General features: G+C 61.2%; 22 protein-coding genes. 16 read left to right on the top strand and 6 right to left on the bottom strand.

The genetic code is table 11. The features are described 5' to 3' along the window. Nucleotides 1–90: 90 nt before the first annotated feature. Entirely contained in the window at nt 91–2535 is a 2445-nt protein-coding gene (locus tag LOY52_RS02020) for a penicillin-binding protein 1A (protein ID WP_408980432.1), read from the top strand. 213 nt (nt 2536–2748) lie between these two features. On the opposite strand, the gene LOY52_RS02015 is transcribed toward LOY52_RS02020, so the two are convergent. The 3 genes from LOY52_RS02015 to rpmE all read right to left on the bottom strand — a co-directional run bounded on the left by LOY52_RS02015 (nt 2749) and on the right by rpmE (nt 5240). Continuing rightward, complete coding sequence (locus LOY52_RS02015; RefSeq protein ID WP_003220889.1) at nt 2749–4017, bottom strand: malic enzyme-like NAD(P)-binding protein; 1269 nt, start codon at nt 4015–4017, stop codon at nt 2749–2751. Nucleotides 4018–4200: 183 nt separating this feature from the next. Further along, nucleotides 4201–4983, bottom strand: a complete 783-nt coding sequence (locus tag LOY52_RS02010; RefSeq protein ID WP_258679820.1) for a thermonuclease family protein — start codon at nt 4981–4983, stop codon at nt 4201–4203. Between the two features lie 41 nt (nt 4984–5024). Continuing rightward, complete coding sequence (gene rpmE, locus LOY52_RS02005; RefSeq protein ID WP_007968345.1) at nt 5025–5240, bottom strand: 50S ribosomal protein L31; 216 nt, start codon at nt 5238–5240, stop codon at nt 5025–5027. Between the two features lie 287 nt (nt 5241–5527). Between rpmE and LOY52_RS02000 the strand changes: the two genes are divergently transcribed. The 10 genes from LOY52_RS02000 to LOY52_RS01955 all read left to right on the top strand — a co-directional run bounded on the left by LOY52_RS02000 (nt 5528) and on the right by LOY52_RS01955 (nt 18540). Continuing rightward, nucleotides 5528–7747, top strand: coding sequence for a primosomal protein N' (locus tag LOY52_RS02000; RefSeq protein WP_258677988.1), 2220 nt, complete (start codon nt 5528–5530; stop codon nt 7745–7747). A gap of 214 nt (nt 7748–7961) precedes the next feature. Then, nucleotides 7962–9698: an arginine--tRNA ligase gene (argS, locus tag LOY52_RS01995; protein ID WP_258677987.1), complete on the top strand. Its 1737-nt coding sequence runs from the start codon at nt 7962–7964 to the stop codon at nt 9696–9698. 1 nt (nt 9699) lies between these two features. Then, nucleotides 9700–10407 carry an SPOR domain-containing protein gene (locus tag LOY52_RS01990; protein WP_007968349.1) on the top strand — a complete coding sequence of 236 codons (708 nt, stop codon included), beginning with the start codon at nt 9700–9702 and terminating at the stop codon, nt 10405–10407. A gap of 289 nt (nt 10408–10696) precedes the next feature. Beyond that, nucleotides 10697–11227 (top strand): ATP-dependent protease subunit HslV, encoded by a 531-nt coding sequence (gene hslV / locus LOY52_RS01985; protein ID WP_025110273.1) that lies wholly within the window; start codon nt 10697–10699, stop codon nt 11225–11227. Between the two features lie 55 nt (nt 11228–11282). Continuing rightward, entirely contained in the window at nt 11283–12620 is a 1338-nt protein-coding gene (gene hslU / locus LOY52_RS01980) for an ATP-dependent protease ATPase subunit HslU (RefSeq protein ID WP_007968354.1), read from the top strand. Nucleotides 12621–12763: 143 nt separating this feature from the next. Next, the gene (locus LOY52_RS01975; RefSeq protein WP_258677986.1) at nt 12764–13135 is read left to right on the top strand and encodes a DUF971 domain-containing protein; all 372 of its coding nucleotides are present in this window, start codon (nt 12764–12766) and stop codon (nt 13133–13135) included. Nucleotides 13136–13392: 257 nt separating this feature from the next. After that, entirely contained in the window at nt 13393–15072 is a 1680-nt protein-coding gene (phaC, locus tag LOY52_RS01970; RefSeq protein WP_258677985.1) for a class II poly(R)-hydroxyalkanoic acid synthase, read from the top strand. Between the two features lie 140 nt (nt 15073–15212). Then, nucleotides 15213–16067, top strand: a complete 855-nt coding sequence (gene phaZ / locus LOY52_RS01965) for a poly(3-hydroxyalkanoate) depolymerase (RefSeq protein WP_027611303.1) — start codon at nt 15213–15215, stop codon at nt 16065–16067. Nucleotides 16068–16206: 139 nt separating this feature from the next. After that, nucleotides 16207–17889: a class II poly(R)-hydroxyalkanoic acid synthase gene (gene phaC / locus LOY52_RS01960; protein ID WP_007961783.1), complete on the top strand. Its 1683-nt coding sequence runs from the start codon at nt 16207–16209 to the stop codon at nt 17887–17889. Nucleotides 17890–17919: 30 nt separating this feature from the next. After that, nucleotides 17920–18540, top strand: coding sequence for a TetR/AcrR family transcriptional regulator (locus LOY52_RS01955; protein ID WP_258677983.1), 621 nt, complete (start codon nt 17920–17922; stop codon nt 18538–18540). 196 nt (nt 18541–18736) lie between these two features. Here LOY52_RS01955 and LOY52_RS01950 read toward each other — a convergent pair whose 3' ends face one another. From LOY52_RS01950 to LOY52_RS01940, 3 genes are all read right to left on the bottom strand, one after another. Continuing rightward, entirely contained in the window at nt 18737–19678 is a 942-nt protein-coding gene (locus LOY52_RS01950; RefSeq protein ID WP_258677982.1) for a phasin family protein, read from the bottom strand. A gap of 10 nt (nt 19679–19688) precedes the next feature. Beyond that, nucleotides 19689–20111, bottom strand: coding sequence for a phasin family protein (locus LOY52_RS01945; protein WP_258677981.1), 423 nt, complete (start codon nt 20109–20111; stop codon nt 19689–19691). A gap of 205 nt (nt 20112–20316) precedes the next feature. Next, the gene (locus LOY52_RS01940) at nt 20317–20592 is read right to left on the bottom strand and encodes a polyhydroxyalkanoic acid system family protein (protein WP_003220859.1); all 276 of its coding nucleotides are present in this window, start codon (nt 20590–20592) and stop codon (nt 20317–20319) included. 154 nt (nt 20593–20746) lie between these two features. Here LOY52_RS01940 and ubiE point away from each other — a divergent pair, with 154 nt between their 5' ends. The 5 genes from ubiE to LOY52_RS01915 all read left to right on the top strand — a co-directional run bounded on the left by ubiE (nt 20747) and on the right by LOY52_RS01915 (nt 24548). Then, a complete protein-coding gene (ubiE, locus tag LOY52_RS01935) occupies nt 20747–21517 on the top strand; it encodes a bifunctional demethylmenaquinone methyltransferase/2-methoxy-6-polyprenyl-1,4-benzoquinol methylase UbiE (protein ID WP_150369480.1) in 771 nt (256 codons plus the stop codon). Continuing rightward, nucleotides 21517–22140: an SCP2 domain-containing protein gene (locus tag LOY52_RS01930; protein ID WP_258677980.1), complete on the top strand. Its 624-nt coding sequence runs from the start codon at nt 21517–21519 to the stop codon at nt 22138–22140. The genes ubiE and LOY52_RS01930 overlap by 1 nt, the downstream gene beginning before the upstream one ends. Beyond that, the gene (ubiB, locus tag LOY52_RS01925; protein ID WP_258677979.1) at nt 22137–23741 is read left to right on the top strand and encodes a ubiquinone biosynthesis regulatory protein kinase UbiB; all 1605 of its coding nucleotides are present in this window, start codon (nt 22137–22139) and stop codon (nt 23739–23741) included. Before LOY52_RS01930 ends, ubiB begins: the two co-directional genes overlap by 4 nt. An 80-nt stretch (nt 23742–23821) precedes the next feature. Further along, nucleotides 23822–24223, top strand: a complete 402-nt coding sequence (gene hisI / locus LOY52_RS01920) for a phosphoribosyl-AMP cyclohydrolase (RefSeq protein ID WP_003220851.1) — start codon at nt 23822–23824, stop codon at nt 24221–24223. After that, the gene (locus LOY52_RS01915; protein ID WP_003220849.1) at nt 24216–24548 is read left to right on the top strand and encodes a phosphoribosyl-ATP diphosphatase; all 333 of its coding nucleotides are present in this window, start codon (nt 24216–24218) and stop codon (nt 24546–24548) included. The genes hisI and LOY52_RS01915 overlap by 8 nt, the downstream gene beginning before the upstream one ends. The last annotated feature ends 13 nt before the right edge of the window (nt 24549–24561 follow it).

The raw sequence follows: 24561 nt of genomic DNA, 5'->3' as shown, positions 1-24561 counted from the left end.
CCGCTTTTTACTGCCGGCCCAGGTTGTTCTGTGTGTTACCGGAACCCTGTCGCCCAATTCATTCTTTGCCCTGGATGTTCAAAAGCCTTGATTCGTCTGCTGAAATTTTTCGGTTGGTCCATCGTCGCCGTTTTCTGCGGACTGCTTTTAGGTCTCAGCGGCGCGTTTCTTTACCTTAGTCCGGGTTTGCCGTCTGTGGAGGCGCTGAGAAGCATTCAGTTGCAGATTCCGCTCCGGGTCTACAGCAGCGACAACAAGTTGATCGCAGAATTTGGCGAAATGCGCCGTACTCCGATCCGTTTCGCCGACATTCCGCCCAATTTCATTAATGCGTTACTAAGTGCTGAAGACGACAATTTCGCCAATCACTATGGCGTCGATCCGAGCAGCCTGATGCGTGCCGCGACCCAACTGGTCAAAAGCGGGCACATTCAGTCCGGCGGCAGCACCATCACCATGCAGGTGGCGAAGAACTTCTTCCTGACCAGCGAACGCAGCTTCTCGCGCAAAACCACCGAGATTCTTCTGGCCCTGCAGATCGAGCGGCAGCTGACCAAGGACGAGATCCTCGAGCTGTACGTGAACAAGATTTATCTGGGTAACCGCGCCTACGGCATCGAAGCGGCAGCGCAGGTGTATTACGGCAAGTCGATCCGCGACGTCAGCCTGGCGCAGATGGCGATGATCGCCGGCCTGCCGAAAGCTCCGTCGCGCTTCAACCCGCTGGCCAACCCGGCGCGCAGCAAGGAACGCCGTGACTGGATCCTAGGGCGAATGTACAAGCTCGGGAAGATTTCCGAGGCTGACTACACCGCCGCGATCAACGAGCCGCTGAACGCCAGTTATCACGTGCCGACCCCGGAAGTGAACGCACCGTACATTGCCGAGATGGCCCGTGCCGAAATGGTCGGTCGCTACGGCAGCGACGCCTATACCGAAGGTTTCCGCGTCACCACCACGGTGCCTAGCAACCTGCAGGAAATGGCCAACACCGCGCTGCACGAAGGTTTGATGACCTACGACCAGCGTCACGGCTACCGCGGCCCTGAGTCGCGCCTGCCGGGCAAGACCCACGAAGCCTGGGCGACCGAGCTGACCAAGCAGCGCACCATCAGCAGCCTGGAGCCGGCCATCGTCACCCAGGTCGACAAGAATGGCTTGCAGGTGCTGACCCGTACCGGCGAAGAGCACGTCGCCTGGGACACCATGAAATGGGCGCGGCCGTTCCTCAACACCAACAGCATGGGCGCCGCACCGCGTCAGCCGTCGGATGTGGCGCAGGTCGGCGATCTGATTCGCGTGCAGCGTCAGCCGAACAATTCGCTGAAGTTCAGCCAGATCCCACAGGCGCAAGGCGCGCTGGTGTCGCTGGATCCGCAGAACGGCGCGATTCGCTCGCTGGTCGGTGGTTTTGCTTTCGAGCAGAGCAACTACAACCGCGCCCTGCAGGCCAAGCGTCAGCCGGGTTCGAGCTTCAAGCCGTTCGTCTACAGCGCCGCGCTGGACAGTGGCTACACCGCCGCGACGCTGGTCAACGATGCGCCGATCGTGTTCGTCGACGAGTACCTGGACAAGGTCTGGCGGCCGAAGAACGACACCAACACCTTCCTCGGCCCGATCCGTCTGCGTGAGGCGCTGTACAAGTCGCGCAACCTGGTGTCGATCCGTCTGCTGCAGGCGATGGGTGTGGGCAAGACCATCGACTACATCACCCGCTTCGGCTTCAACAAGCAGGACCTGCCGCCGAATCTGTCGCTGGCGCTGGGCACCGCGACCCTGACTCCGATGGAAATCGCTACCGGCTGGAGCACCTTCGCCAACGGCGGCTACAAGATCACCCCCTACATCATCGACAAGATCGAAAGCCGCAACGGTGACACGCTGTTCGTCGCCAACCCGCCGACCGTGCCACAGGGTGGCTCGGCGACCGATGGCATCGCGGCGCCGACACCTCAGTCGATCACCGTCAACGCCGCACCGGTTCCGGGTGAAGCCCCGGGCACTGCCGCAGCGCCACAAGCGCCGGCCGTGGCCGAGCGAATCGTCGATGGCCGCACCACGTACATCCTCAACAGCATGCTGCAGGACGTGATCAAGCTCGGCACCGGTCGTCGCGCACTGGCCATGGGCCGCAGCGACATCGCCGGCAAGACCGGTACCACCAACGAATCGAAGGATGCATGGTTCTCCGGTTACAACGCCGATTACGTGACCACCGTGTGGACCGGCTTCGACCAGCCGGAAAGCCTCGGCCGCCGCGAGTTTGGTGGCACCGTGGCGTTGCCGATCTGGATGAACTACATGTCTGCCGCGCTCAAGGACAAGCCGCCGCACGTGCAGCCTGAGCCGGAAGGCATTCTCAGCCTGCGGGTGGACCCGGTCAGCGGTCGTGCGGCAACGCCGAGCACGCCGGGCGCCTACTTCGAGCTGTTCAAGTCGGAAGACACGCCGCCCTCGGTGAATGAGCTGGGCAACGGCGCCGTACCGGGCAGTCCGCTGCCGGCGGATGAGCAGGCACCGATCGATCTGTTCTGATCAATGCGCCCCAAAAAGCCCCGCCTTCGAAAGAAGTGCGGGGCTTTTTATTGCGTGAAGATCAAGATCAAAAGATCGCAGCCTGCGGCAGCTCCTACATTTGGAATGTGCTCCCCCTGTAGGAGCTGCCGCAGGCTGCGATCTTTTGATCTGCCTAACAAAAAGCCCCGGCTCATTACGAGCCGGGGCTTTTTGTTGGAGCGTTACAACGACTTAGCCGTTGAACACATCATCCACGCTTTTTAGCGGGTAGTTCTTCGGATACGGCAGGGTGGCCACACCGGTCTCGATCGCAGCCTTGGCCACAGCGTCGGAGATCAGGGTGATCAGGCGCTTGTCCATTGGCTTCGGAATGATGTACTCACGGCCGAATTCCAGCGGCGCACCACCGTAGGCGTCGCACACGTCCTGCGGCACTGGCAGCTTGGCCAGTTCACGCAGGGCATTGGCGGCAGCCACTTTCATTTCTTCGTTGATGCGCTTGGCGCGAACGTCCAGAGCACCACGGAAGATGAACGGGAAGCCCAGTACGTTGTTGACCTGGTTCGGGTAGTCGGAACGACCGGTGGCCATGATCACGTCGCTGCGGGTGGCGTGTGCCAGTTCCGGGGAGATTTCCGGATCCGGGTTCGAGCAGGCGAAGACGATCGGGTTGGCCGCCATCGACAGCAGACCTTCAGCGCTCAGCAGGTTCGGACCGGACAGGCCGACGAACACGTCAGCGCCTTTCAGAGCATCAGCCAGGCTGCGCTTGTCGGTGGCGTGAGCGAACACGGCTTTGTACTGGTTCAGGTCATCACGGCCGGAGTGGATCACGCCGGTACGGTCAACCATGAAGATGTTTTCGATTTTTGCGCCCATGCTCACCAGCAACTTCATGCAGGAGATGGCCGCAGCGCCGGCGCCGAGGCAGACGATCTTGGCTTCCGGCAGGGTTTTGCCGGCGATTTCCAGGGCGTTGATCATGCCCGCAGCGGTCACGATCGCGGTGCCGTGCTGGTCATCGTGGAATACCGGAATGTCGCACTGCTCGATCAGAGCACGTTCGATCTCAAAGCACTCAGGTGCCTTGATGTCTTCCAGGTTGATGCCACCGAAGGTGATGGAGATGCGTTTTACGGTGTCGATGAAGGCTTGCGGGCTTTCGGAATCGACTTCGATGTCGAATACGTCGATGCCGGCGAAGCGCTTGAACAGTACACCTTTACCTTCCATCACTGGCTTGGAGGCCAGTGGGCCGAGGTTACCCAGGCCCAGAATCGCGGTGCCATCGGAAATGACTGCAACCAGGTTGCCCTTGCCGGTGTATTTGTAGGCCAGTTCAGGATCGCGGGCGATCTCACGCACTGGTTCAGCTACGCCGGGGCTGTAGGCCAGCGACAGGTCGCGGGCGGTAGCAGTGGCCTTGGTGAGCTCGACACTCAGCTTCCCTGGACGAGGATTGGCATGATATTCGAGAGCGGCAGTTTTCAGATCAGACATTTTGGCATTCCGCTTTTTACTGTTGGACAGACTGGTCAGCGAGGATACGCGCCTCGCAAAGTCCCCACAAGACTGAGCAGTCACCCCTGTCAAGCGCCCTGTCCTACGACTTTGGGCCAAGAGCCACGGCGCACAAGGGCTTGACTGTTCACAATCGACAGAAAAAATGTCTACAATTTTTCTTCAGCGAGCGCTTTGCAGCATCGACGGATCGGTCAACGGCAGCAGCCAACGCGGCTGACCCGGCTTCAACCCGCCACGCCGCGAACGGTCGACGACCCAGCCGCGAGCCTCGATCTGCCTGCTCTGCAGCGTCTGCAACCGGGCGCTGTCGAATTGTCCGACGAGATTGGGTGCAACGCGCAGTACAACCGAGTCCTGCAACTCGATCCAGATTCCGCCACGATTGCGCTGAACCTTGCTCACACGCCCACTGACCACGGCGAAACCCGAAGTGCGGATCTGCTCCGCTTTCAGTACAGGTGACTGGCGCCACAGACCCCGACCGGCCTGCCGGGCGCTGCGTTCGGCCGCCTGCTGACAGGCAACAAGATCGACATTCGGTGCCACCGCCACCTGAAAACCGAGGCCGTCGGCGAGCATTTGCGCTTCAAGATTGGTGCCGTTGGTGCTGTAGACATGCGCGAGGGTGCGACCGTAATGGTCTTTGGCCTGTTTGCCGGGGAGCAGACCGACCCGACCGCCGCTGTCCGCCACCAGTGCTTCAAGGCGTTTGCGCGCCGCCACGGCGAAGGGCTGGTCACTGCGGCCCTGCTTGCCCAGCTCCGGGGTATTGAGACCGATCATCCGCACACTGCGCCCATCGCTCAGACGCAGAGTGTCGCCATCGACCACACGCTGGACGCTGACGCTGGTCAGGACAGCAGGCGTGGGGCAAAACGCCTGGGCAGCGGGCAGCCAAATCGCAGACACAAAAAAGGCGCCCACAAGGGACGCCTTTTTCATCAGCCTGGAGAAACCGTCGAAGTTTTCCAGAATGACCAATCTTACTTCTTGGCGCCGAAGGCACCGAAACGGTCGGCGAACTTCTGAACGCGGCCACCGGTGTCCAGAGTCTTCTGCTTACCGGTGTAGAACGGGTGGCACTCGTTGCAAACGTCGATCGCCAGGGCTTTGCCGAAGGTCGAACGGGTTTCGAACTTGTTGCCGCAGCTGCAGGTTACTGCAACTTCTGGGTAATTCGGGTGGATATCAGCTTTCATGATGTCTTCCTCAGCTAGCGTGCCGCCACCCAACACTATTGTTGAATACCGCACGTAATTAGGCCGCGGATTCTACCAGACAATGTCAATCGCGCAAGCTGTCCCTGAGACCGACCGTCTGCTAGGCTCCCGGCCCATTGCGCTGTCCCTGTGGGAGCGAGCCTGCTCGCGAAGACGATCTATCAGCCAGCATATCAGCCGCCTGACACACCGCTTTCGCGAGCAGGCTCGCTCCCACAGGTTATGTACGCAGTCCTTTTAATCGCCTGCTGATCGAGATCCCCCGCGTGCCCGACGCCATTCTGCGCCTCGCCCTGCCTTCGCCCCTGCGCCGCCTGTTCGATTATCGGGCGCCGGCCGGGGTGTCGCGCGCCCAGTTGCAGCCGGGCATGCGCCTGCGGGTGCCGTTCGGGCGGCGGGAGATGATCGGGATTCTGGTCGAAGTCACCGACACCAGCGATGTACCGCTGGAAAAACTCAAACCGGCGCTGGCCCTGCTCGATGCCGAGCCGCCGCTGCCGCCCGCGCTATTCAAGCTGTGCCTGTGGACGTCGCAGTATTACCAGCACAGTCTCGGCGATACCTTGAGCTGGGCGCTGCCGGTGCTGCTGCGTCAGGGCGAACTGGCCGAGGCGCGACAGGAGCGTTTCTGGTCAGTCGCGCCCGGCGCCAGCCTCGATGATCCGCGCGTCGCCCGCGCGCCACGGCAACGGGAAGCACTGGCAACACTGGCGCAGCACCCGCACGGCGTGGCCCATCAGTTGTTGAGCAAGCTGATGCTGAGCAAAGACAGCCTCGACCTGCTGCTGGCCAAGGGTTTGGTGCAGGTGGAGATCCGTCGGCACGCCCCCGGCGTGCGCCATGAACACTGGCTGGCGCAACCGGAACTGCCGCTCAATACCGAACAACGCGCCGCTTACGAAGCGATCCGCGCCGGGTTCGACAGTTATCACGCGTTTCTGCTGGCCGGGGTCACCGGCAGCGGCAAGACCGAAGTCTATCTACAGCTGATCCGCGAAACCCTCGAAGCCGGCAAGCAGGCGCTGGTGCTGATTCCAGAAATCAACCTCGGCCCGCAGACTCTGGCGCGCTTCGAGCAGCGCTTCAACGCCCGCATCGCCCTGCTGCATTCGGCGGTCAACGACCGTGAACGCCTCGACGCCTGGCTCGCCGCCCGCGACGGCGAGGCCGACATTATAATCGGCACCCGCTCGGCGCTGTTCACCCCGATGAAAAATCCGGGGCTGATCATCATCGACGAAGAACACGACGGCTCCTATAAACAGCAGGAAGGCCTGCGCTACCACGCCCGGGATCTGGCACTGGTGCGCGCGCGACAGGAAAACATCCCGATCGTCCTCGGGTCCGCCACGCCTTCACTGGAAAGCCTGCACAACGCCTACACCGGTCGTTATGGCCTACTGCGTCTCAACGAGCGGGCCGGCGGTGCCAAGCAACCACGTTTCCTGCGGCTGGACGTGAAAAGCCGTCCGCTGGACAGCGGCATTTCCGGGCCGATGCAACAAGCCATTGGCCAGACCCTCGCGGCCGGCCAGCAGGTGCTGGTGTTCCTCAACCGGCGCGGCTTTGCGCCGACGTTGCTGTGCCACGATTGCGGCTGGATGTCCGAGTGCTCGCGCTGCGATGCGCGAATGACCGTGCACCAGCGCTACGGCGAACTGCGCTGCCACCACTGTGGCAACGTCGAGCGCACGCCGCGCCAATGCCCCAAGTGCAACAAAGTCGATCTGCGGCCGGTGGGCGCCGGCACCGAACGCGCCGAAGAACGCCTGGCGATTCTGTTCCCGGACTACCCGGTGCTGCGTGTCGACCGCGACAGCACTTCGCGCAAAGACGCGATGAATCAGTTGTTCGCGACGATTCAGAAGGGCCAGCCGTGCATTCTGGTCGGCACGCAGATGTTGGCCAAGGGGCATCACTTCCCGCGGGTCACGCTGGTGTCGATTCTGGACGCCGACGGCGGGCTGTTCTCCGGCGACTTCCGTGCCAGCGAGCGCATGGCGCAATTGATCGTGCAGGTCGCCGGGCGCGCCGGGCGGGCTGAGGAGCCGGGCAAGGTGATCATCCAGACCCACCTGGCCGACCATCCTTTATTGGTGCAACTGACCGAGCAGGGCTACTTCGCCTTTGCCGAGCAGGCCTTGAGCGAGCGCCGCGCCGCCGGACTGCCGCCGTTTTCACACTTGGCCCTGTTGCGTGCCGAAGCGCACAAACCGGGGCAGGCCGAGAGTTTTCTCGATGAGGCATGCAGCGCGGCCGAGCGCTTGCTGGTCGAGCAGAATCTGAGCGGCATCGAACTGCTCGGGCCGGTACCGGCGCCGATGGAGCGCCGCGCCGGTCGCTATCGCGCACAGTTGTTGGTACAGGCGACAGCCCGGGCCCCGCTGCATCGGTTGCTCGCCAGCTGGTTGCTGGAGCTGGAGCAGATGCCGAGCGGGCGGGCGGTGCGCTGGTCGCTGGATGTCGATCCGGTCGATTTGTACTAGAAGATAAAAAGATCGCAGCCTGCGGCAGCTCCTACAGAATCGTGCGTATTTCCCTGTAGGAGCTGCCGCAGGCTGCGATCTTTTGCTTTTAATGTCACCACACATCCACATCCTGCCTGCTAAGGTTGGCAAGCCCGTCTTCGCAACGGATAATGCCCAGTTTTTCCACCCGCGCATCGATGCGCCGCCGCGCTTGCGGTCGAAAGAGAAGACCATGAAAGACACCATTCGCCAGCTGATCCAACAAGCCCTCACCCAACTCGTCAACGAAGGTGTGTTGCCTGAAGGCCTGACGCCGGCGATTCAGGTGGAGAACGCCCGTGACAAGACCCACGGCGACTTCGCCAGCAACATCGCCATGATGCTGGCCAAGCCTGCGGGCATGAAGCCGCGCGATCTGGCAGAGAAAATCATCGCCGCACTGCCGGCCGACGAGAACGTCACCAAGGCCGAAATCGCCGGCCCCGGCTTCATCAATTTCTTCCAGAACACCCAGGCTCTGGCCTCGCGCCTCGACGCCGCCCTGACCGACGCACATGTTGGCGTGCGCAAGGCCGGCCCGGCGCAGCGTACCGTGGTCGACCTGTCCGCACCGAACCTGGCCAAAGAGATGCACGTCGGCCACTTGCGCTCGACCATCATTGGCGACGGCGTAGCCCGTGTGCTTGAGTTCCTCGGCGACGAAGTGATCCGCCAGAACCACGTTGGCGACTGGGGCACCCAGTTCGGCATGCTGATGGCGTATCTGCAGGAAAACCCGATCACCAGCGACGAGCTGTCCGATCTGGAAAACTTCTACCGCGCCGCCAAGCAGCGTTTCGACGAATCCGAAGAGTTCGCCGACCGCGCCCGTGGCCTGGTGGTCAAGCTGCAGGCCGGCGATGCCGAATGCCTGGCGCTGTGGACCAGGTTCAAGGACATCTCGCTGTCGCACTGCCAGAAGATCTACGAACTGCTCAACGTCAAACTGACCATGGCCGACGTGATGGGCGAAAGCGCCTACAACGACGACCTGATCAACGTGGTCAACGACCTCAAAGCCGCCGGCATGCTGGTCGAGAGCAACGGCGCCCAGTGCGTGTTCCTCGACGAGTTCAAGAACGCCGACGGCGATCCGCTGCCAGTGATCATCGTCAAGGCTGACGGCGGTTACCTGTACGCCACCACTGACCTGGCAGCCGTGCGCTATCGCTCTGGCAAACTGAAAGCTGATCGCGCGCTGTACTTCGTCGACCAGCGTCAGGCCCTGCACTTCCAGCAAGTGTTCGCCGTGGCGCGCAAGGCCGGTTTCGTGACCCATCCGATGGAAATGGAGCACATGGGCTTCGGCACCATGAATGGCGCCGACGGCCGTCCGTTCAAGACCCGTGATGGCGGCACCGTGAAGCTGATCGATTTGCTGACCGAAGCGCAGGAACGTGCCTACAACCTGGTCAAAGAGAAAAACCCGACACTGGCCGAAGACGAACTGCGCAACATCGCCAAGGTTGTCGGCATCGGTGCGGTGAAATACGCCGACCTGTCCAAGCACCGCACCAGCGACTACAGCTTCAACTTCGACCTGATGCTGAATTTCGAAGGCAACACCGCGCCGTACCTGCTGTACGCTTACACCCGTGTCGCCGGGGTGTTCCGCAAACTGGGCAAGGACTTCAGCGAAGTCGATGGCCAGATCGTCCTCGAAGCGACGCACGAACAAGAGCTGGCGGCGAAGCTGGCGCAGTTCGGCGAAGTGCTGAACAACGTCGCGGAAAAAGGCACGCCGCACATCCTCTGCACCTATCTGTATGACGTCGCCGGTCTGTTCTCCAGCTTCTACGAGAACTGCCCGATCCTCGCCGCCGAGACGCCGGTCCAGATGCAGAGCCGTCTGCGTCTGGCCGCGCTGACCGGTCGTACTCTCAAGCAAGGCCTGGAACTGTTGGGCCTGGAAACTCTGGAGCGCATGTAAGTTGGCTGCCAAGAAAAAACCTGCACCCAAGCGTGGCGCCAGCCGTTATCAAGCTCCTGCAAAGCAACCGATTCCGGGCTGGCTGTGGATGGCCATCGGCCTGACGGTCGGGGCGTTCATCGTATTCCTGATGAAACTGGAGCCGGGCAAGGGCAGCGATACGGTCAAGCGCGAGAAAGTCGAGCAGGCGCAACAGCAGAAAGCGTCGAAGATCGCCGAGGCCAACAAGACCCCGCCGAGCCCGACGCAACCGGTGAAGCCGAAGTACGACTTCTACACCTTGCTGCCGGAATCGGAAGTGATCGTGCCGCCGGACGCCGTGCCGGAGAAAACCCTGCCGACGCCGCAAGTGCCGACCACGCCGGTCACTCCGGCGGAAGCGGCGAAAATCGACACCGCGCGCGCTCAGGCTGCGCTGTCGGGCATTACCCCGCCGCCCGCGCCGCCGGTAGCGAAAGCGGCGCCGGTGACCAAGTTCTTCCTCCAGGCCGGTTCGTTCCGCAAAGAGGCGGATGCGGACAAGGTGCGGGCGCAGATCATTCTGCTCGGCCAGGCTGTGGCGGTTGAATCCGGTACGGTGAAGGATGAAACCTGGTACCGCGTATTGGTCGGTCCGTTCAGCAATCGCGAGCAACTGACCACCGCACAGAAACAATTGGCTGGCAGCGGCTTCAGCAACCTGTTGTTACAACAACGCCAGAGCCGCTGACCTCACGCCGAACGTAAATCGTTCGGCGGACTTTGTGGCGAGGGAGCTTGCTCCCGCTGGGGTGCGAAGCGCCCCCAAAGCCTGTAAATCCGGTGCATCAGACAGTCCGGGATTGCAGATTTTGCGACTGCTGCGCAGCCGAGCGGGAGCAAGCTCCCTCGCCACAGAGATTTGCCCCCCCCTTCATCACCGCTCGTCTCCTCGCTCTGCCCCCGGTTGAAATCCTATCCAGCACCCCCATATGAATGGGCATAAGGCACTTTCGCCCCGCTGCGTGGAGACTCTTCCCTTGACCACCATCGTTTCAGTCCGCCGCCACGGCAAAGTCGTCATGGGCGGCGACGGCCAGGTTTCTCTCGGCAACACCGTGATGAAAGGCAACGCGAAGAAAGTTCGTCGCCTGTACCACGGCCAGGTCATCGCCGGTTTCGCCGGTGCCACCGCCGACGCCTTCACCCTGTTCGAACGCTTCGAAGGCCAGCTCGAGAAACATCAGGGCCACCTGATCCGCGCCGCTGTCGAACTCGCCAAAGAATGGCGCACCGACCGCTCCCTGAGCCGCCTCGAAGCGATGCTCGCGGTCGCCAACAAGGACGCCTCGCTGATCATCACCGGCAACGGTGACGTGGTCGAACCCGAAGACGGCCTGATCGCCATGGGTTCCGGCGGCGCCTACGCGCAAGCTGCGGCCAGCGCGCTGTTGAAAAAGACCGACCTGTCGGCCCGTGAAATCGTCGAAACCGCACTGGGCATCGCTGCCGACATCTGTGTATTCACCAACCACACCCAGACCATTGAGGAGCAGGATCTCGCTGAATAAGCCTGACGCGGCCTAAGTGCCACGGCTTGTTTCTGCTTGAGGACCGTCAATTACTATGTCCATGACTCCCCGCGAAATCGTCCACGAACTCAACCGCCATATCATCGGCCAGGACGATGCCAAGCGCGCCGTCGCGATTGCCCTGCGCAACCGCTGGCGCCGCATGCAGCTGCCTGAAGAGCTGCGCGTTGAAGTGACCCCGAAAAACATCCTGATGATCGGCCCGACCGGTGTCGGTAAAACCGAAATCGCCCGTCGTCTGGCGAAACTGGCCAACGCGCCTTTCATTAAGGTCGAAGCGACCAAATTCACCGAAGTCGGCTACGTTGGCCGCGACGTCGAATCGATCATCCGTGATCTGGCCGACGCCGCGATCAAGATGCTCCGCGAGCAGGAAATGACCCGAGTGCGTCACCGTGCCGAAGACGCTGCCGAGGACCGTATCCTCGACGCGCTGCTGCCGCCGGCACGCATGGGCTTCAGCAATGAAGAAGCACCGAGCAGCGATTCCAATACTCGCCAACTGTTCCGCAAGCGCCTGCGCGAAGGCCAGCTGGACGACAAGGAAATCGAGATCGAAGTCGCCGAGGTGGCCGGCATCGAAATCGCCACGCCGCCTGGCATGGAAGAAATGACCAGCCAGCTGCAGAACCTGTTCGCCAACATGGGCAAGGGCAAGAAAAAGGCGCGCAAGCTCAAGGTCAAAGAAGCGCTGAAACTGGTGCGCGACGAAGAGGCCGGGCGTCTGGTCAACGAAGAAGAGTTGAAGGCCAAGGCGCTGGAGGCGGTCGAGCAGCACGGCATCGTGTTCATCGACGAAATCGACAAGGTCGCCAAGCGCGGTAACGTTGGCGGCGCCGATGTCTCTCGTGAAGGCGTACAGCGCGACCTGCTGCCGCTGATCGAAGGATGCACCGTCAATACCAAACTGGGCATGGTCAAGACCGACCACATCCTGTTCATCGCCTCCGGCGCGTTTCACCTGAGCAAGCCGAGCGATCTGGTGCCGGAGCTGCAGGGTCGTCTGCCGATCCGTGTCGAGCTCAAGGCGCTGAGCCCGGAAGACTTCGAGCGCATCCTCAGCGAGCCGCACGCTTCGCTCACCGAGCAATATTGCGCGCTGCTGAAAACCGAAGGCCTGAACATCCAGTTCCAGCCGGAAGGCATCAAGCGTCTGGCGGAGATCGCCTGGCAGGTCAACGAGAAGACCGAGAACATCGGTGCCCGTCGTCTGCACACGCTGCTCGAGCGTCTGCTGGAAGAGGTGTCGTTCAGTGCCGGCGACCTGGCCAGCGCGCATGACGACAAGCCGATCCTGATCGACGCTGCGTACGTCAACAGCCACCTTGGCGAATTGGCGCAGAACGAAGACCTGTCCCGTTATATCCTGTAGGTCACTCTTACAGATGTAATGGAACTGTGGGAGCGAGCCTGCTCGCGAAGACGGCAGTACATTCAACCGTTGTGTTGACTGAACCACCGCATTCGCGAGCAGGCTCGCTCCCACAAGGTTCCGCACAAGACGGAAACCTGCTCATGATCCCCACCGACATCAAACTGCACAAAGCCTCGAAAACCCTGACGCTCAAATACGCGTCCGGCGAGGAGTACACCCTGCCCGCCGAATTCCTGCGCGTGCATTCCCCTTCCGCCGAGGTCCAGGGCCACGGCAAACCGATCCTGCAATTCGGCAAGCTCAATATCGGCCTCAGCGGCCTGGAACCGGCCGGTCAGTACGCACTGAAACTGACCTTCGACGACGGTCACGACAGCGGCTTGTTCACCTGGGAATATCTCTACGAGCTGGGGCGACGCCATGACGCACTCTGGGCCGATTATCTGGCTGAGCTCAAAGCGGCCGGGAAAACCCGCGATCCGGACCAGTCAATCGTCAAGCTGATGCTCTAGTCCGAGACTCTTGCTCTTTAGAGGGCATTTTCTAAATTCATCTGTTTGAATGCTCTGCTGTGTGGCCGAGGATCGGCCTGCTTGCGAAAAAAATTAAACTCGGGTAACCAATGGAGCTGGCAAGTTCCCTGCAGTGCTCTACGACTGTAAAGCAGCTATGCAGAATTAACGGTCACCCGAGCAGTAGTACCTGGCATTGGCTGTGGAACTGCACAGCAGAAACCGGGTACTCGTCTCAGGACAATGGAGCGTCGTAGATGAGTAACAAGAATAACGATGACCTGAAGTACCAAGCCTCGGAAAACACCCTGGGGCTTAATCCCGTCGTTGGGCTGCGCGGAAAGGATCTGCTGGCCTCTGCTCGAATGGTGCTGACCCAGGCCATCAAACAACCGATCCATAGCGTCAAGCACGTGACCCATTTCGGTCTCGAACTGAAGAACGTGCTGTTCGGCAAATCCGAACTGCAACCGGCCAGCGATGACCGTCGCTTCGCGGATCCGGCGTGGAGCCAGAACCCTCTCTACAAACGTTATCTGCAGACTTACCTGGCGTGGCGCAAGGAGCTCCATTCCTGGATCGACGACAGCAGCCTGTCACCCAAAGACATCGCGCGCGGCCACTTCGTGATCAACCTGATGACCGAAGCCATGGCCCCGACCAACACCGCCGCCAACCCGGCGGCGGTCAAACGCTTCTTCGAGACCGGCGGCAAAAGCCTGCTCGACGGCCTCTCGCATCTGGCCAAGGATCTGGTGCACAACGGCGGCATGCCGAGCCAGGTCAACATGGGCGCGTTCGAGGTCGGCAAGAGCCTCGGCGTGACCGAAGGCGCGGTGGTGTTTCGCAACGACGTGCTGGAGCTGATCCAGTACAAGCCGATCACCGAGCAAGTCCACGAGCGTCCACTGCTCGTGGTGCCGCCACAGATCAACAAGTTCTATGTGTTCGACCTGAGCCCGGACAAGAGTCTGGCACGCTTCTGTCTGCGCAATAACGTGCAGACTTTCATCGTCAGCTGGCGCAACCCGACCAAGGCGCAGCGCGAGTGGGGCCTGTCGACCTACATCGATGCACTGAAAGAAGCAGTCGACGTGGTCACGGCTATCACCGGCAGCAAAGACGTGAACATGCTCGGCGCCTGCTCCGGCGGTATCACCTGCACCGCGCTGCTCGGCCACTACGCCGCCCTCGGCCAGAACAAGGTCAACGCGCTGACCCTGCTGGTCAGCGTGCTCGACACCACCCTGGACAGCGACGTCGCCCTGTTCGTCGACGAGCAGACCCTCGAGACCGCCAAGCGCCACTCGTACCAGGCCGGCGTGCTCGAAGGCAAAGACATGGCCAAGGTCTTCGCGTGGATGCGCCCCAACGACCTGATCTGGAACTACTGGGTCAACAACTACCTGCTCGGCAACGAGCCGCCGGTGTTCGACATCCTGTTCTGGAACAACGACACCACCCGGTTGCCGGCAGCGTTCCACGGCGACCTGATCGAGATGTTCAAAAACAACCCACTGATCCGCCCCAATGCACTGGAAGTGTGCGGCACGCCGATCGACCTCAAACAGGTTACCGCCGACATCTTCTCGCTGGCCGGCACCAACGACCACATCACCCCGTGGAAATCCTGCTACAAGTCGGCGCAACTGTTTGGCGGCAAGGTCGAGTTCGTACTGTCGAGCAGCGGGCATATCCAGAGCATTCTGAACCCGCCGGGCAACCCGAAATCGCGCTACATGACCAGCGAAGGCATGGCCGCCAATGCCGACGACTGGCAAGAGAACTCGACCAAGCACACCGACTCCTGGTGGCTGTACTGGCAGGCGTGGCAGGCCGAGCGCTCGGGCAATCTGAAAAAGGCACCACTGAAACTGGGCAACAAGGCGTACCCGGCAGGCGAGGCCTCGCCGGGCACTTATGTACATGAGCGGTAACTGACACCTCGCCCTCCCTGTAGGAGCTGCCGAAGGCTGCGATCCTTTGATCTTGTTTTCAGAATCAAAGTCAAAAGATCGCAGCCTTCGGCAGCTCCTACAGGGGGAGCGGGGATGAATTAATCCACAGGGCCTGAAGCATGCCGCAACCGTTCATTTTTCGTACCGTCGATCTGGATGGGCAGACCCTCCGCACCGCGGTACGCCCCGGCAAGCCTCATTTGACGCCCTTGCTGATTTTCAACGGCATCGGCGCCAACCTGGAGCTGGTGTTTCCGTTTGTCGCGGCGCTGGACCCGGATCTGGAAGTGATCGCCTTTGACGTGCCCGGTGTCGGCGGCTCGTCGACGCCCAACCGGCCGTATCGCTTTCCCGGATTGGCGAAGCTGACGGCGCGGATGCTCGACTACCTCGACTACGGTCAGGTCAACGTGATCGGCGTGTCGTGGGGCGGCGCGCTGGCGCAGCAATTCGCCCACGACTACCCCGAACGCTGCAAGAAACTGGTGCTGGCGGCGACCGCAGCCGGCGCCTTCATGGTGCCGGGCAAGCCGAAAGTGCTGTGGATGATGGCCAGCCCACGCCGTTACATCCAGCCATCGCACGTGATCCGCATAGCGCCGTTGATCTACGGCGGCTCGTTCCGCCGCGACCCGACGCTGGCCGCCAGCCATGCGGCGAAAGTGCGTTCGGCGGGCAAGCTCGGTTACTACTGGCAGCTGTTCGCCGGCCTCGGCTGGACCAGCATTCACTGGCTGCACAAGATCCATCAGCCGACCCTGGTGCTGGCCGGCGACGACGATCCGCTGATCCCGCTGATCAACATGCGCATGCTCGCCTGGCGGATCCCCAACGCCCAGCTGCACATCATCGACGACGGTCATTTGTTCCTGATCACCCGCGCCGAAGCCGTGGCGCCGATCATCATGAAATTCCTTGAGGAGGAACGGCAGCGCGCCGTGATGCACCCGCACCCGACCCCGCTGGGCGGATAAATCACGGCGGCAGGCTTTATGCAGGGTTTTGAACAACGTGCGCGGCAGGACGCCGCGCAGGCAGCAACCCGTAACTGCGACTATGGTGTTCTGGTTCGGTGAGTTTGTTTTTGACCTGAAGACGAAGGAGTGTTGAGTCATGCGCGACAAACCTGCGACGGGCGTAGTGCCCAGTCCCGCCGTGTTCATCAATGCACAAAGTGCAATGACCGGCCTGCGTGGGCGGGACTTGCTCTCGACCTTGCGCAGCGTCGCCGCCCACGGTCTGCGCAACCCGATTCACAGCGCGAAGCACGCCTTGAAACTCGGCGGCCAGCTCGGTCGCGTGCTGCTCGGTGAAACCCTGCACCCGACCAACCCGCAGGACGCGCGGTTCGCCGACCCGGCGTGGAGTCTCAATCCGTTCTACCGGCGCAGCCTGCAGGCGTATCTGGCCTGGCAGAAACAGGTCAAGAGCTGGATCGATGAAAGCAGCATGAGCGAGGACGACCGCGCTCGCGCGCACTTCGCGTTCACCCTGCTCAACGACGCCGTCGCGCCCTCCAATACCTTGCTCAATCCGCTGGCGGTCAAGGAGCTGTTCAATTCCGGCGGCCAGAGTCTGGTGCGCGGCCTGAGCCATCTGTTCGATGATCTGCTGCACAACGATGGCCTGCCACGCCAGGTTACCAAGCAGGCGTTCGAAGTCGGCAAGACCGTCGCCACCACCACTGGCGCCGTGGTGTTTCGCAACGAGATGCTCGAGCTGATCCAGTACAAGCCGATGAGCGAAAAGCAGTACGCCAAGCCGCTGCTGGTGGTGCCGCCGCAAATCAACAAGTACTACATTTTCGACCTCAGCCCGCACAACAGCTTCGTCCAGTACGCGCTGAAAAACGGCCTGCAGACCTTCATGATCAGTTGGCGCAACCCGGACGTGCGCCATCGCGAATGGGGCCTGTCGACCTATGTCGAGGCGGTGGAAGAAGCGATGAACATCTGCCGGGCGATCACCGGCGCGCGCGAGGTCAACCTGATGGGTGCCTGCGCCGGTGGCCTGACCATCGCCGCGCTACAGGGTCATCTGCAAGCCAAGCGGCAGCTGCGACGGATCTCCAGTGCGACCTATCTGGTCAGCCTGCTCGACAGCGAGATCGAAACCCCGACCACTCTGTTCGCCGACGAACAGACCATCGAAGCAGCCAAACGCCGCTCCTATCAGCGAGGCGTGCTCGACGGTCGCGACATGGCCAAGGTGTTTGCCTGGATGCGCCCCAACGATTTGATCTGGAGCTACTTCGTCAATAACTACCTGCTCGGCAAGGAGCCGCCGGCCTTCGACATCCTCTACTGGAACAACGACAACACCCGCCTGCCCGCCGCGTTCCACGGCGACCTGCTGGACTTCTTCAAGCACAACCCGCTGACCCACCCGGGCGGCCTGGAAGTCTGTGGCACGCCGATCGATCTGCAGAAAGTCACCGTCGACAGCTTCAGCGTGGCCGGCATGAACGACCACATCACGCCGTGGGACGCGGTGTACCGCTCGACCCTGCTGCTCGGCGGTGAGCGGCGTTTCGTGCTGTCCAACAGCGGTCATGTGCAAAGCATCCTCAACCCGCCGAGCAACCCGAAAGCCAATTACGTCGAGAACGGCAAGCTGAGCAGCGATCCGCGCGCCTGGTACTACGACGCCAAGCGCGTCGACGGCAGTTGGTGGCCGCAGTGGCTGGAGTGGATACAGCAGCGCTCCGGCACGCAGCACGAAACCACGTTTACCCTCGGCAACCCGAACTATCCACCGATGGAGGCAGCACCCGGCACCTACGTGCATGTGCGCTGACGCTTAACCGAACTTTTCTAAGAAGACTGGATGAAAACCCGCGACCGGATTCTCGAATGTGCCCTGCAACTGTTCAACGAAAAGGGTGAGCCCAACGTCTCCACCATGGAAGTTGCCAACGAAATGGGGATCAGCCCCGGCAACCTCTACTACCACTTCCACGGCAAGGAGCCGTTGATTCTCGGCCTGTTCGAACGCTTCCAGAACGAACTGGCGCCGCTGCTCGATCCGCCGTCGGACGTCGAGCTGGCACCGGAGGATTATTGGCTGTTTCTGCACCTGATCGTCGAGCGCCTGGCGCAGTACCGGTTTCTGTTCCAGGACCTGTCGAACCTCGCCGGGCGCCTGCCGAAACTGGCAAAGGGCATTCGCAACCTGCTCAACGCGCTCAAGCGTACGCTGGCGTCATTGCTGGCGCGGTTGAAGGCTTCGGGGCAACTGGTCAGTGATACCCAGGCGTTGGGGCAACTGGTGGAGCAGATCACCATGACCCTGCTGTTCTCGCTGGACTATCAGCGGATTCTCGATCGCGAGGGCGAGGTCAAACTGGTGGTGTACCAGATCATGATGCTCGTGGCGCCGCATCTGCTGCCGCCGGTGAAAGTCGCCACCGAACGGATGGCCCTGCAATACCTCGAAGATCACGACTGAATGGGCTACACATTGCCCCCCCTGTGGGAGCGAGCCTGCTCGCGAATGCAACCTGTCAGTTGATATCCATGTAGCTGACACACCGCTTTCGCGAGCAGGCTCGCTCCCACAGTGATCTACAGTGGTTTGGAGATTATCTGCACAAACAAAAACGCCCGACCTTCACAGGCCGGGCGTTTTGTTTTGCCCTGAAAAATCAGGACTGACTGGTTGGCGTCGACGGGGTCGATGCTGCAGTCGGGGTAGCTACCGGGGTCGGTGCAGTGGCCGAATTCGATGCGCTGGCCGGGGTTGCCGGGGTAGCAGGCTTGGCTGCCGGAGCTGCCGGTTTTGGCGCGGCGGCTTTCGGCGCGGCCGGTTTTTTCACCGCCGGTTTTTTCGCCGCAGCCGGTTTGGCCGCTGGCTTGGCAGCCGGTTTTGCGGCTGCGGTTTTCGCTGCTGGCTTGGCTGCTGGCTTGGCTGCTGGCTTGGCTGCTGGCTTCGCCGCGGTTTTAGCGGCAGGCTTCGCAGCTGCCTTGGCGGCTGCAACCGGCTTGGCCGCTGCTTTCGCAGCAGGTTTGGCGGCAGCCGTTTTCGCTACGGATTTAACGGCTGTTTTAGCCTTCGCCACCGGTTTGGCAGCCGCTTTGACCAATGGCTTGGCAGCAGTTTTGGCTGCCGGTTTTGCCGCTGCAGTTTTAGCGGCTGGTTTGGCCGCAGCGGTTTTCGCCGCTACCGGACGCGCCTTCTCGCCAGTGAGTTTCTCGATCTGCTTGGTCAGGGTCTCGACCTTGCTGTGCAGCGCTTTGACTTCATTGCGGCTAGGCACACCCAGGCGCGAAATCGCGCTGTTCAGGCGCTTGTCAAAAGCCCCTTCCAGCTCGTCCCACTTGCCCAGTGCGCGATCTTTCACGCCGCTGATGCGCGACTTGGCCGAAGAAGCGGAGTCCTTGGCGGCATCGACTTTCTTGCCGACTGCAGACTTGGTGAGCTTCTCGGCTTTCTCGCCGTCTTTGACCAGTGACTCGAAGAGCTTGCTGCCGTCAGTGTCGATCTTCGAGTACACGCCTAAACCAGCCAGCCAGATTTTGCGGGAGTAGTCTTCGACTTTCCCAATCCACGAGCTGCCTTCTTTATCGGTGTTCTTTTTACCAGCCATCCCGTTCTCCTTAAGATTTACGCGCGACGCGTTCGAGCAATGCCGTCAGCTCATCGAGCTTAGCAGAGAGTGCCTCAACGTCATGTTTAGACGGAATGCCGATACGATTCAAGGCGCTTGCTACACGGGAGTCGAACGCCTTCTCGACCTTGTCGAGCTGAACTTCGACGCGACCTTTGAACGAGCTGACTTCATCCCTGGCTTCGTCGATCTCGGCGTTGGCGGCTTCGAGTTTTTCGGTGACGGCCTTTTTGCCTTTCTTTTCAACAGTTTGACCAGCCTTGATCAGCTCTTGAAAGTAGTCGCTACCCTCTTGGCCGACCTTGGCGTAGGCACCCAGGCCTGCCAGCCAGATCTTGCGGGCATAGGATTTGACGTCGCTCAGAGTAGAAGTCGAAGCGTCGATTTTTTTCTTCAGAATGACTTTGGCCATGGTGCACCTCACGCGCAGAAGGTTTGAGGAACTGCCCGCAGATGTGTCGGGCTCAGGCACAAAGTAGGGAGAAAAATTAGAAACGGCACCCTAACAACTGACATAAATGAGGGGTGCCTGAATGAAAAGATCGCAGCCTTCGGCAGCTTCTACAGGGGCACACATTCCCCTGTAGGAGCTGCCGAAGGCTGCGATCTTTTGATGTTCAGACCAGGGCTTTGTCCAGCGCCTTCTCGATCTCGGCTTTGATCATGCCGCTCATGGCCGACATCATGATGCCCAGTTCCACGTCGACGCGAATCGAATCGTCAGCCACATGCACCGCGCCTTTCACGCCCGAGCGCTTGAGGTTCAGGGTGTCGCCCGACCACTGCGGCTCCAGGCCATATTGATCGGAGAGTTTCTGCGCCAGCTTGTCGGCCTTCTCGCGGGCGGCTTCCTTGCCCAGGCTGTGGGCACGCTCAACACTGATTTTGGCCATCGAATGACTCCTGCTTGATGAATGGGTGACGGTAAATCTTGACCGCGTCTGCGGCAAATCGTCCCGAAAGTCGCCCATCTTACCTTTAGCCATTCCAAGACAAAGCATGGCTTGGGGATTAGAATGTCGCGCATTCTCTTTTGGTGACAGCGATATGACTGATCAGCGCAAAGGCAGCGATGCCGAACCCACCACACACTTCGGCTTCAAAAACGTTCCGGAAAGCCAGAAAGCGGAAAAAGTCGCTGAGGTATTCCACTCCGTAGCCGCCAAGTACGACCTGATGAACGACCTTCTGTCGGGCGGCATGCACCGTCTATGGAAGCGTTTCGCGATCGAACTGTCCGGTGTGCGTGCAGGCAACCGCGTGCTCGACATCGCCGGCGGCACCGGTGACCTGACCAGGAAATTCTCGCACCTGGTTGGCCCGACCGGTCAGGTGGTACTGGCCGACATCAACGAATCGATGCTCAAGGTCGGCCGTGACCGCCTGCTGGATCTGGGTGTGTCGGGCAACGTCGAATTCGTTCAGGCGGACGCCGAAAAGCTGCCGTTCCCGGACAACCACTTCGACTGCGTGACCATCGCCTTCGGCCTGCGCAACGTGACGCACAAAGAAGATGCGCTGCGCTCGATGCTGCGCGTGCTCAAGCCTGGCGGTCGCCTGTTGGTGCTGGAATTTTCCAAGCCGACCAACGCGCTGATGTCCAAGGCCTACGACGCTTACTCGTTCGCCTTCATGCCACTGATGGGCAAGCTGATCACCAACGATTCGGAAAGCTATCGCTACCTGGCCGAATCGATCCGCATGCACCCGAATCAGGAAACCCTGAAGTCGATGATGGTCGACGCCGGTTTCGACCGCGTGACCTATCACAACATGACCGCAGGCATCGTCGCCCTGCACCGCGGCATCAAGCCCTGATGTTACTCACCGGGCTGCTTGCCAGCGTCGAACTCGGTCTGAACCGGGTGCTGCGTCTCGACAGCACGGCGCTGCCGCGGCTGGCGCATTTGACTGGCAAGGTGATTGCCGTCGATTGCCGCAGCCCGGCGCTGCAACTGTTCATCCTGCCCAGCGATGAAGGACTGATGCTCGCCTCGCACTGGGAAACCGGCGTCGATTGCACCCTGCGCGCCCCGGCGTCGAGCCTGCTGAAACTGGCCGTGAGCAAGGACAAGACCGCGGTGCTGCACGCCCCGGAAGTCGAGCTCGACGGTGACAGCGGCGTGCTGCTGGAGCTGGCCGGGGTGCTGCAGGACCTCGAGCTGGACTGGGAGTACGAACTCTCGCGCTGGCTCGGCCCGGTCGCCACGCAACTGATTGGCGGTCACCTGCGCAGCCGCGCACGCTGGTATCAACAAGGATTTGCCAGCCTCAACCAGAACCTCGCCGAATACCTCGCCGAAGAATCGCGCACCCTCGTCGGGCAGCGCGAAGCCGAAGCGCGATTCAGCGAACTGGACCGGATCAAACTTGATCTGGAACGTCTCGAGGCGCGTTTCGAGCGCCTTTCCCGATCCCTCGACCCAAGCGATAACGCATGAAGCTGCTCGCCGTCCGCCGTCTGTTGCGCATCCAGCGCGTCGTGATCCGCTACCGCCTCGATGACCTGCTGTTCGACCTGCCGCTGCCTTGGTTTCTCCTGGCGCTGCGCTACGTGCTGCCGTGGCGCTGGTTGCCGCGCAAGCCGCTGGAGTTGAGCCGTGGCGCGCGTCTGCGTCTGGCGCTGCAGGATCTGGGGCCGATCTTCATCAAGTTCGGGCAGATTCTCTCGACCCGCCGCGATCTGCTGCCGGAAGACATCGCCGACGAGCTGATGCTGCTGCAGGATCGCGTGCCGCCGTTCGATTCGCAGCTGTCGATCAAGCTGATCGAAGAACAGCTGGGCAAGAAGATCAGCGAAGTGTTCAGCCGTTTCGACGTCGAACCGCTGGCCTCGGCCTCGGTGGCGCAGGTGCATGCCGCGCAGCTGAAAACCGGCGAAGAAGTGGTGGTCAAGGTGATCCGCCCGGGCCTGAAACCGGTGATCGCCCAGGATCTGGCGTGGCTGTTCATCCTCGCCCGCGCCGCCGAAAAGGTCTCCGCCGACGCCCGCCTGCTGCACCCGGTGGACGTGGTGCAGGACTACGAAAAAACCATCTACGACGAACTCGACCTGCTGCGCGAGGCGGCCAACGCCAGCCAGTTGAAGCGCAACTTCGAAGGCTCTCCGCTGCTCTATGTGCCGCAAGTCTATTGGGACTGGTGCCGGCCGAAAGTGCTGGTGATGGAGCGCATCTACGGGATTCAGGTGACGGATCTGGCGACCCTCGCCGACCAGCGCACCGACATGAAAATGCTCGCCGAACGCGGCGTGGAGATCTTCTTCACCCAGGTGTTCCGCGACAGTTTCTTCCACGCCGACATGCACCCGGGCAACATCTTTGTCAGCACCGTCAACCCGTGGAGCCCGCAGTACATTGCGATCGACTGCGGCATCGTCGGCAGCCTGACCCCGGAAGACCAGGACTACCTGGCGCGCAACCTGTTCGCCTTCTTCAAGCGCGACTACCGCCGCGTGGCGCAGTTGCACATCGATTCGGGCTGGGTGCCGGCGGAAACCAAGCTCAACGAGTTCGAAGCGGCGATCCGTACCGTGTGCGAACCGATCTTCGAAAAACCGTTAAAAGATATTTCATTTGGTCAGGTGCTGATGCGCCTGTTCCAGACCGCGCGACGCTTCAACATGGAAGTCCAGCCGCAACTGGTATTGCTGCAAAAGACCCTGTTGAACATCGAGGGCCTCGGCCGTCAGCTATATCCGGATCTGGATCTGTGGAACACCGCGCAGCCGTTCCTCGAGCGCTGGATGCGCGAGCGCGTCAGCCCGAAAGCCTTGCTCGGCAACGTGCAGAGCCAGTTCGAGCAACTGCCGCACCTGGCCAACATGGCCCGCGATCTGCTCGAACGCATGTCGCAACCGCACGCCTACGATCCGCCGCCACCGTGGCACAAACGCAAGGACGACTGGTTCCTGCGCCTGCTCGGTAGCGCGCATCTGGCCGGCGGCACGATCCTCGCCGCCGGTGGCCCGCTGCACGAACTGGGGCATTGGCCGGCGGGCATCATGGTGGCCGTCGGCTTGTATCTGGTCGTTCGCCGATAGCCAGTTTGCTGATCGGCTGGCACACTGTTTCAACGCCTGAACCCGACTATTGAAGTACGGGTTCGCTGTCGGAGTCGAAGATGAAAAACTGGCTGGACGAGATCAAGTGGGACGCTGACGGCCTGGTGCCGGCGATTGCCCAGGATCACAAGACCGGACGCGTGCTGATGATGGCCTGGATGAACCGCGAAGCGCTGGAACTGACCGCTGCGGAAAACCGTGCAATCTACTGGTCACGTTCCCGTGGCAAGCTGTGGCGCAAGGGCGAAGAGTCCGGCCATGTACAGACCCTGCATGAAATGCGTCTGGACTGTGACGCCGACGTGATCATCCTGATGGTCGAACAGATCGGCGACATCGCTTGCCATACCGGCCGTCAAAGCTGCTTTTACCGCGTCTACGAAAACGGCGACTGGAAAACGGTCGACCCGGTTCTGAAAGACCCGCACGCCATCTATTCCGCAGGACACAAACATGAGTGACACCCTGACCCGCCTCGCTCAGGTACTTGAAGAGCGCAAAGGCGCAGCGGCCGACAGCTCATATGTAGCTAGTCTGTATCACAAGGGCCTGAACAAGATTCTGGAGAAAGTCGGCGAAGAGTCGGTCGAAACCATTATTGCCGCCAAGGACGCCGCCATCAGCGGTGACTGCAGCGATGTGATCTACGAAACTGCCGACCTGTGGTTCCACAGCATGGTCATGCTCGCCCAACTGGGGCAGCATCCGCAGGCCGTGCTGGATGAACTGGATCGTCGCTTCGGCCTGTCCGGACACGTCGAGAAAGCCTCGCGTCCGTCCGCCTGAACAATTTTTAGAG

The organism is Pseudomonas sp. B21-051, from assembly GCF_024748795.1.
Classification (GTDB): domain Bacteria; phylum Pseudomonadota; class Gammaproteobacteria; order Pseudomonadales; family Pseudomonadaceae; genus Aquipseudomonas; species Aquipseudomonas putida_A.
This window is presented reverse-complemented; position numbering and strand designations above follow the sequence as displayed.

What these genes read in the sequence shown, in the direction of transcription:
- LOY52_RS02015 (WP_003220889.1), bottom strand. Translation starts at nt 4,017, where the DNA reads ATGTCTGATCTGAAAACTGCCGCTCTCGAATATCATGCCAATCCTCGT.
- LOY52_RS02010 (WP_258679820.1), bottom strand. Translation starts at nt 4,983, where the DNA reads ATGAAAAAGGCGTCCCTTGTGGGCGCCTTTTTTGTGTCTGCGATTTGG.
- rpmE (WP_007968345.1), bottom strand. Translation starts at nt 5,240, where the DNA reads ATGAAAGCTGATATCCACCCGAATTACCCAGAAGTTGCAGTAACCTGC.
- argS (WP_258677987.1), top strand. Translation starts at nt 7,962, where the DNA reads ATGAAAGACACCATTCGCCAGCTGATCCAACAAGCCCTCACCCAACTC.
- hslU (WP_007968354.1), top strand. Translation starts at nt 11,283, where the DNA reads ATGTCCATGACTCCCCGCGAAATCGTCCACGAACTCAACCGCCATATC.
- LOY52_RS01975 (WP_258677986.1), top strand. Translation starts at nt 12,764, where the DNA reads ATGATCCCCACCGACATCAAACTGCACAAAGCCTCGAAAACCCTGACG.
- phaC (WP_258677985.1), top strand. Translation starts at nt 13,393, where the DNA reads ATGAGTAACAAGAATAACGATGACCTGAAGTACCAAGCCTCGGAAAAC.
- phaZ (WP_027611303.1), top strand. Translation starts at nt 15,213, where the DNA reads ATGCCGCAACCGTTCATTTTTCGTACCGTCGATCTGGATGGGCAGACC.
- phaC (WP_007961783.1), top strand. Translation starts at nt 16,207, where the DNA reads ATGCGCGACAAACCTGCGACGGGCGTAGTGCCCAGTCCCGCCGTGTTC.
- LOY52_RS01955 (WP_258677983.1), top strand. Translation starts at nt 17,920, where the DNA reads ATGAAAACCCGCGACCGGATTCTCGAATGTGCCCTGCAACTGTTCAAC.
- LOY52_RS01950 (WP_258677982.1), bottom strand. Translation starts at nt 19,678, where the DNA reads ATGGCTGGTAAAAAGAACACCGATAAAGAAGGCAGCTCGTGGATTGGG.
- LOY52_RS01945 (WP_258677981.1), bottom strand. Translation starts at nt 20,111, where the DNA reads ATGGCCAAAGTCATTCTGAAGAAAAAAATCGACGCTTCGACTTCTACT.
- LOY52_RS01940 (WP_003220859.1), bottom strand. Translation starts at nt 20,592, where the DNA reads ATGGCCAAAATCAGTGTTGAGCGTGCCCACAGCCTGGGCAAGGAAGCC.
- ubiE (WP_150369480.1), top strand. Translation starts at nt 20,747, where the DNA reads ATGACTGATCAGCGCAAAGGCAGCGATGCCGAACCCACCACACACTTC.
- LOY52_RS01930 (WP_258677980.1), top strand. Translation starts at nt 21,517, where the DNA reads ATGTTACTCACCGGGCTGCTTGCCAGCGTCGAACTCGGTCTGAACCGG.
- ubiB (WP_258677979.1), top strand. Translation starts at nt 22,137, where the DNA reads ATGAAGCTGCTCGCCGTCCGCCGTCTGTTGCGCATCCAGCGCGTCGTG.
- hisI (WP_003220851.1), top strand. Translation starts at nt 23,822, where the DNA reads ATGAAAAACTGGCTGGACGAGATCAAGTGGGACGCTGACGGCCTGGTG.
- LOY52_RS01915 (WP_003220849.1), top strand. Translation starts at nt 24,216, where the DNA reads ATGAGTGACACCCTGACCCGCCTCGCTCAGGTACTTGAAGAGCGCAAA.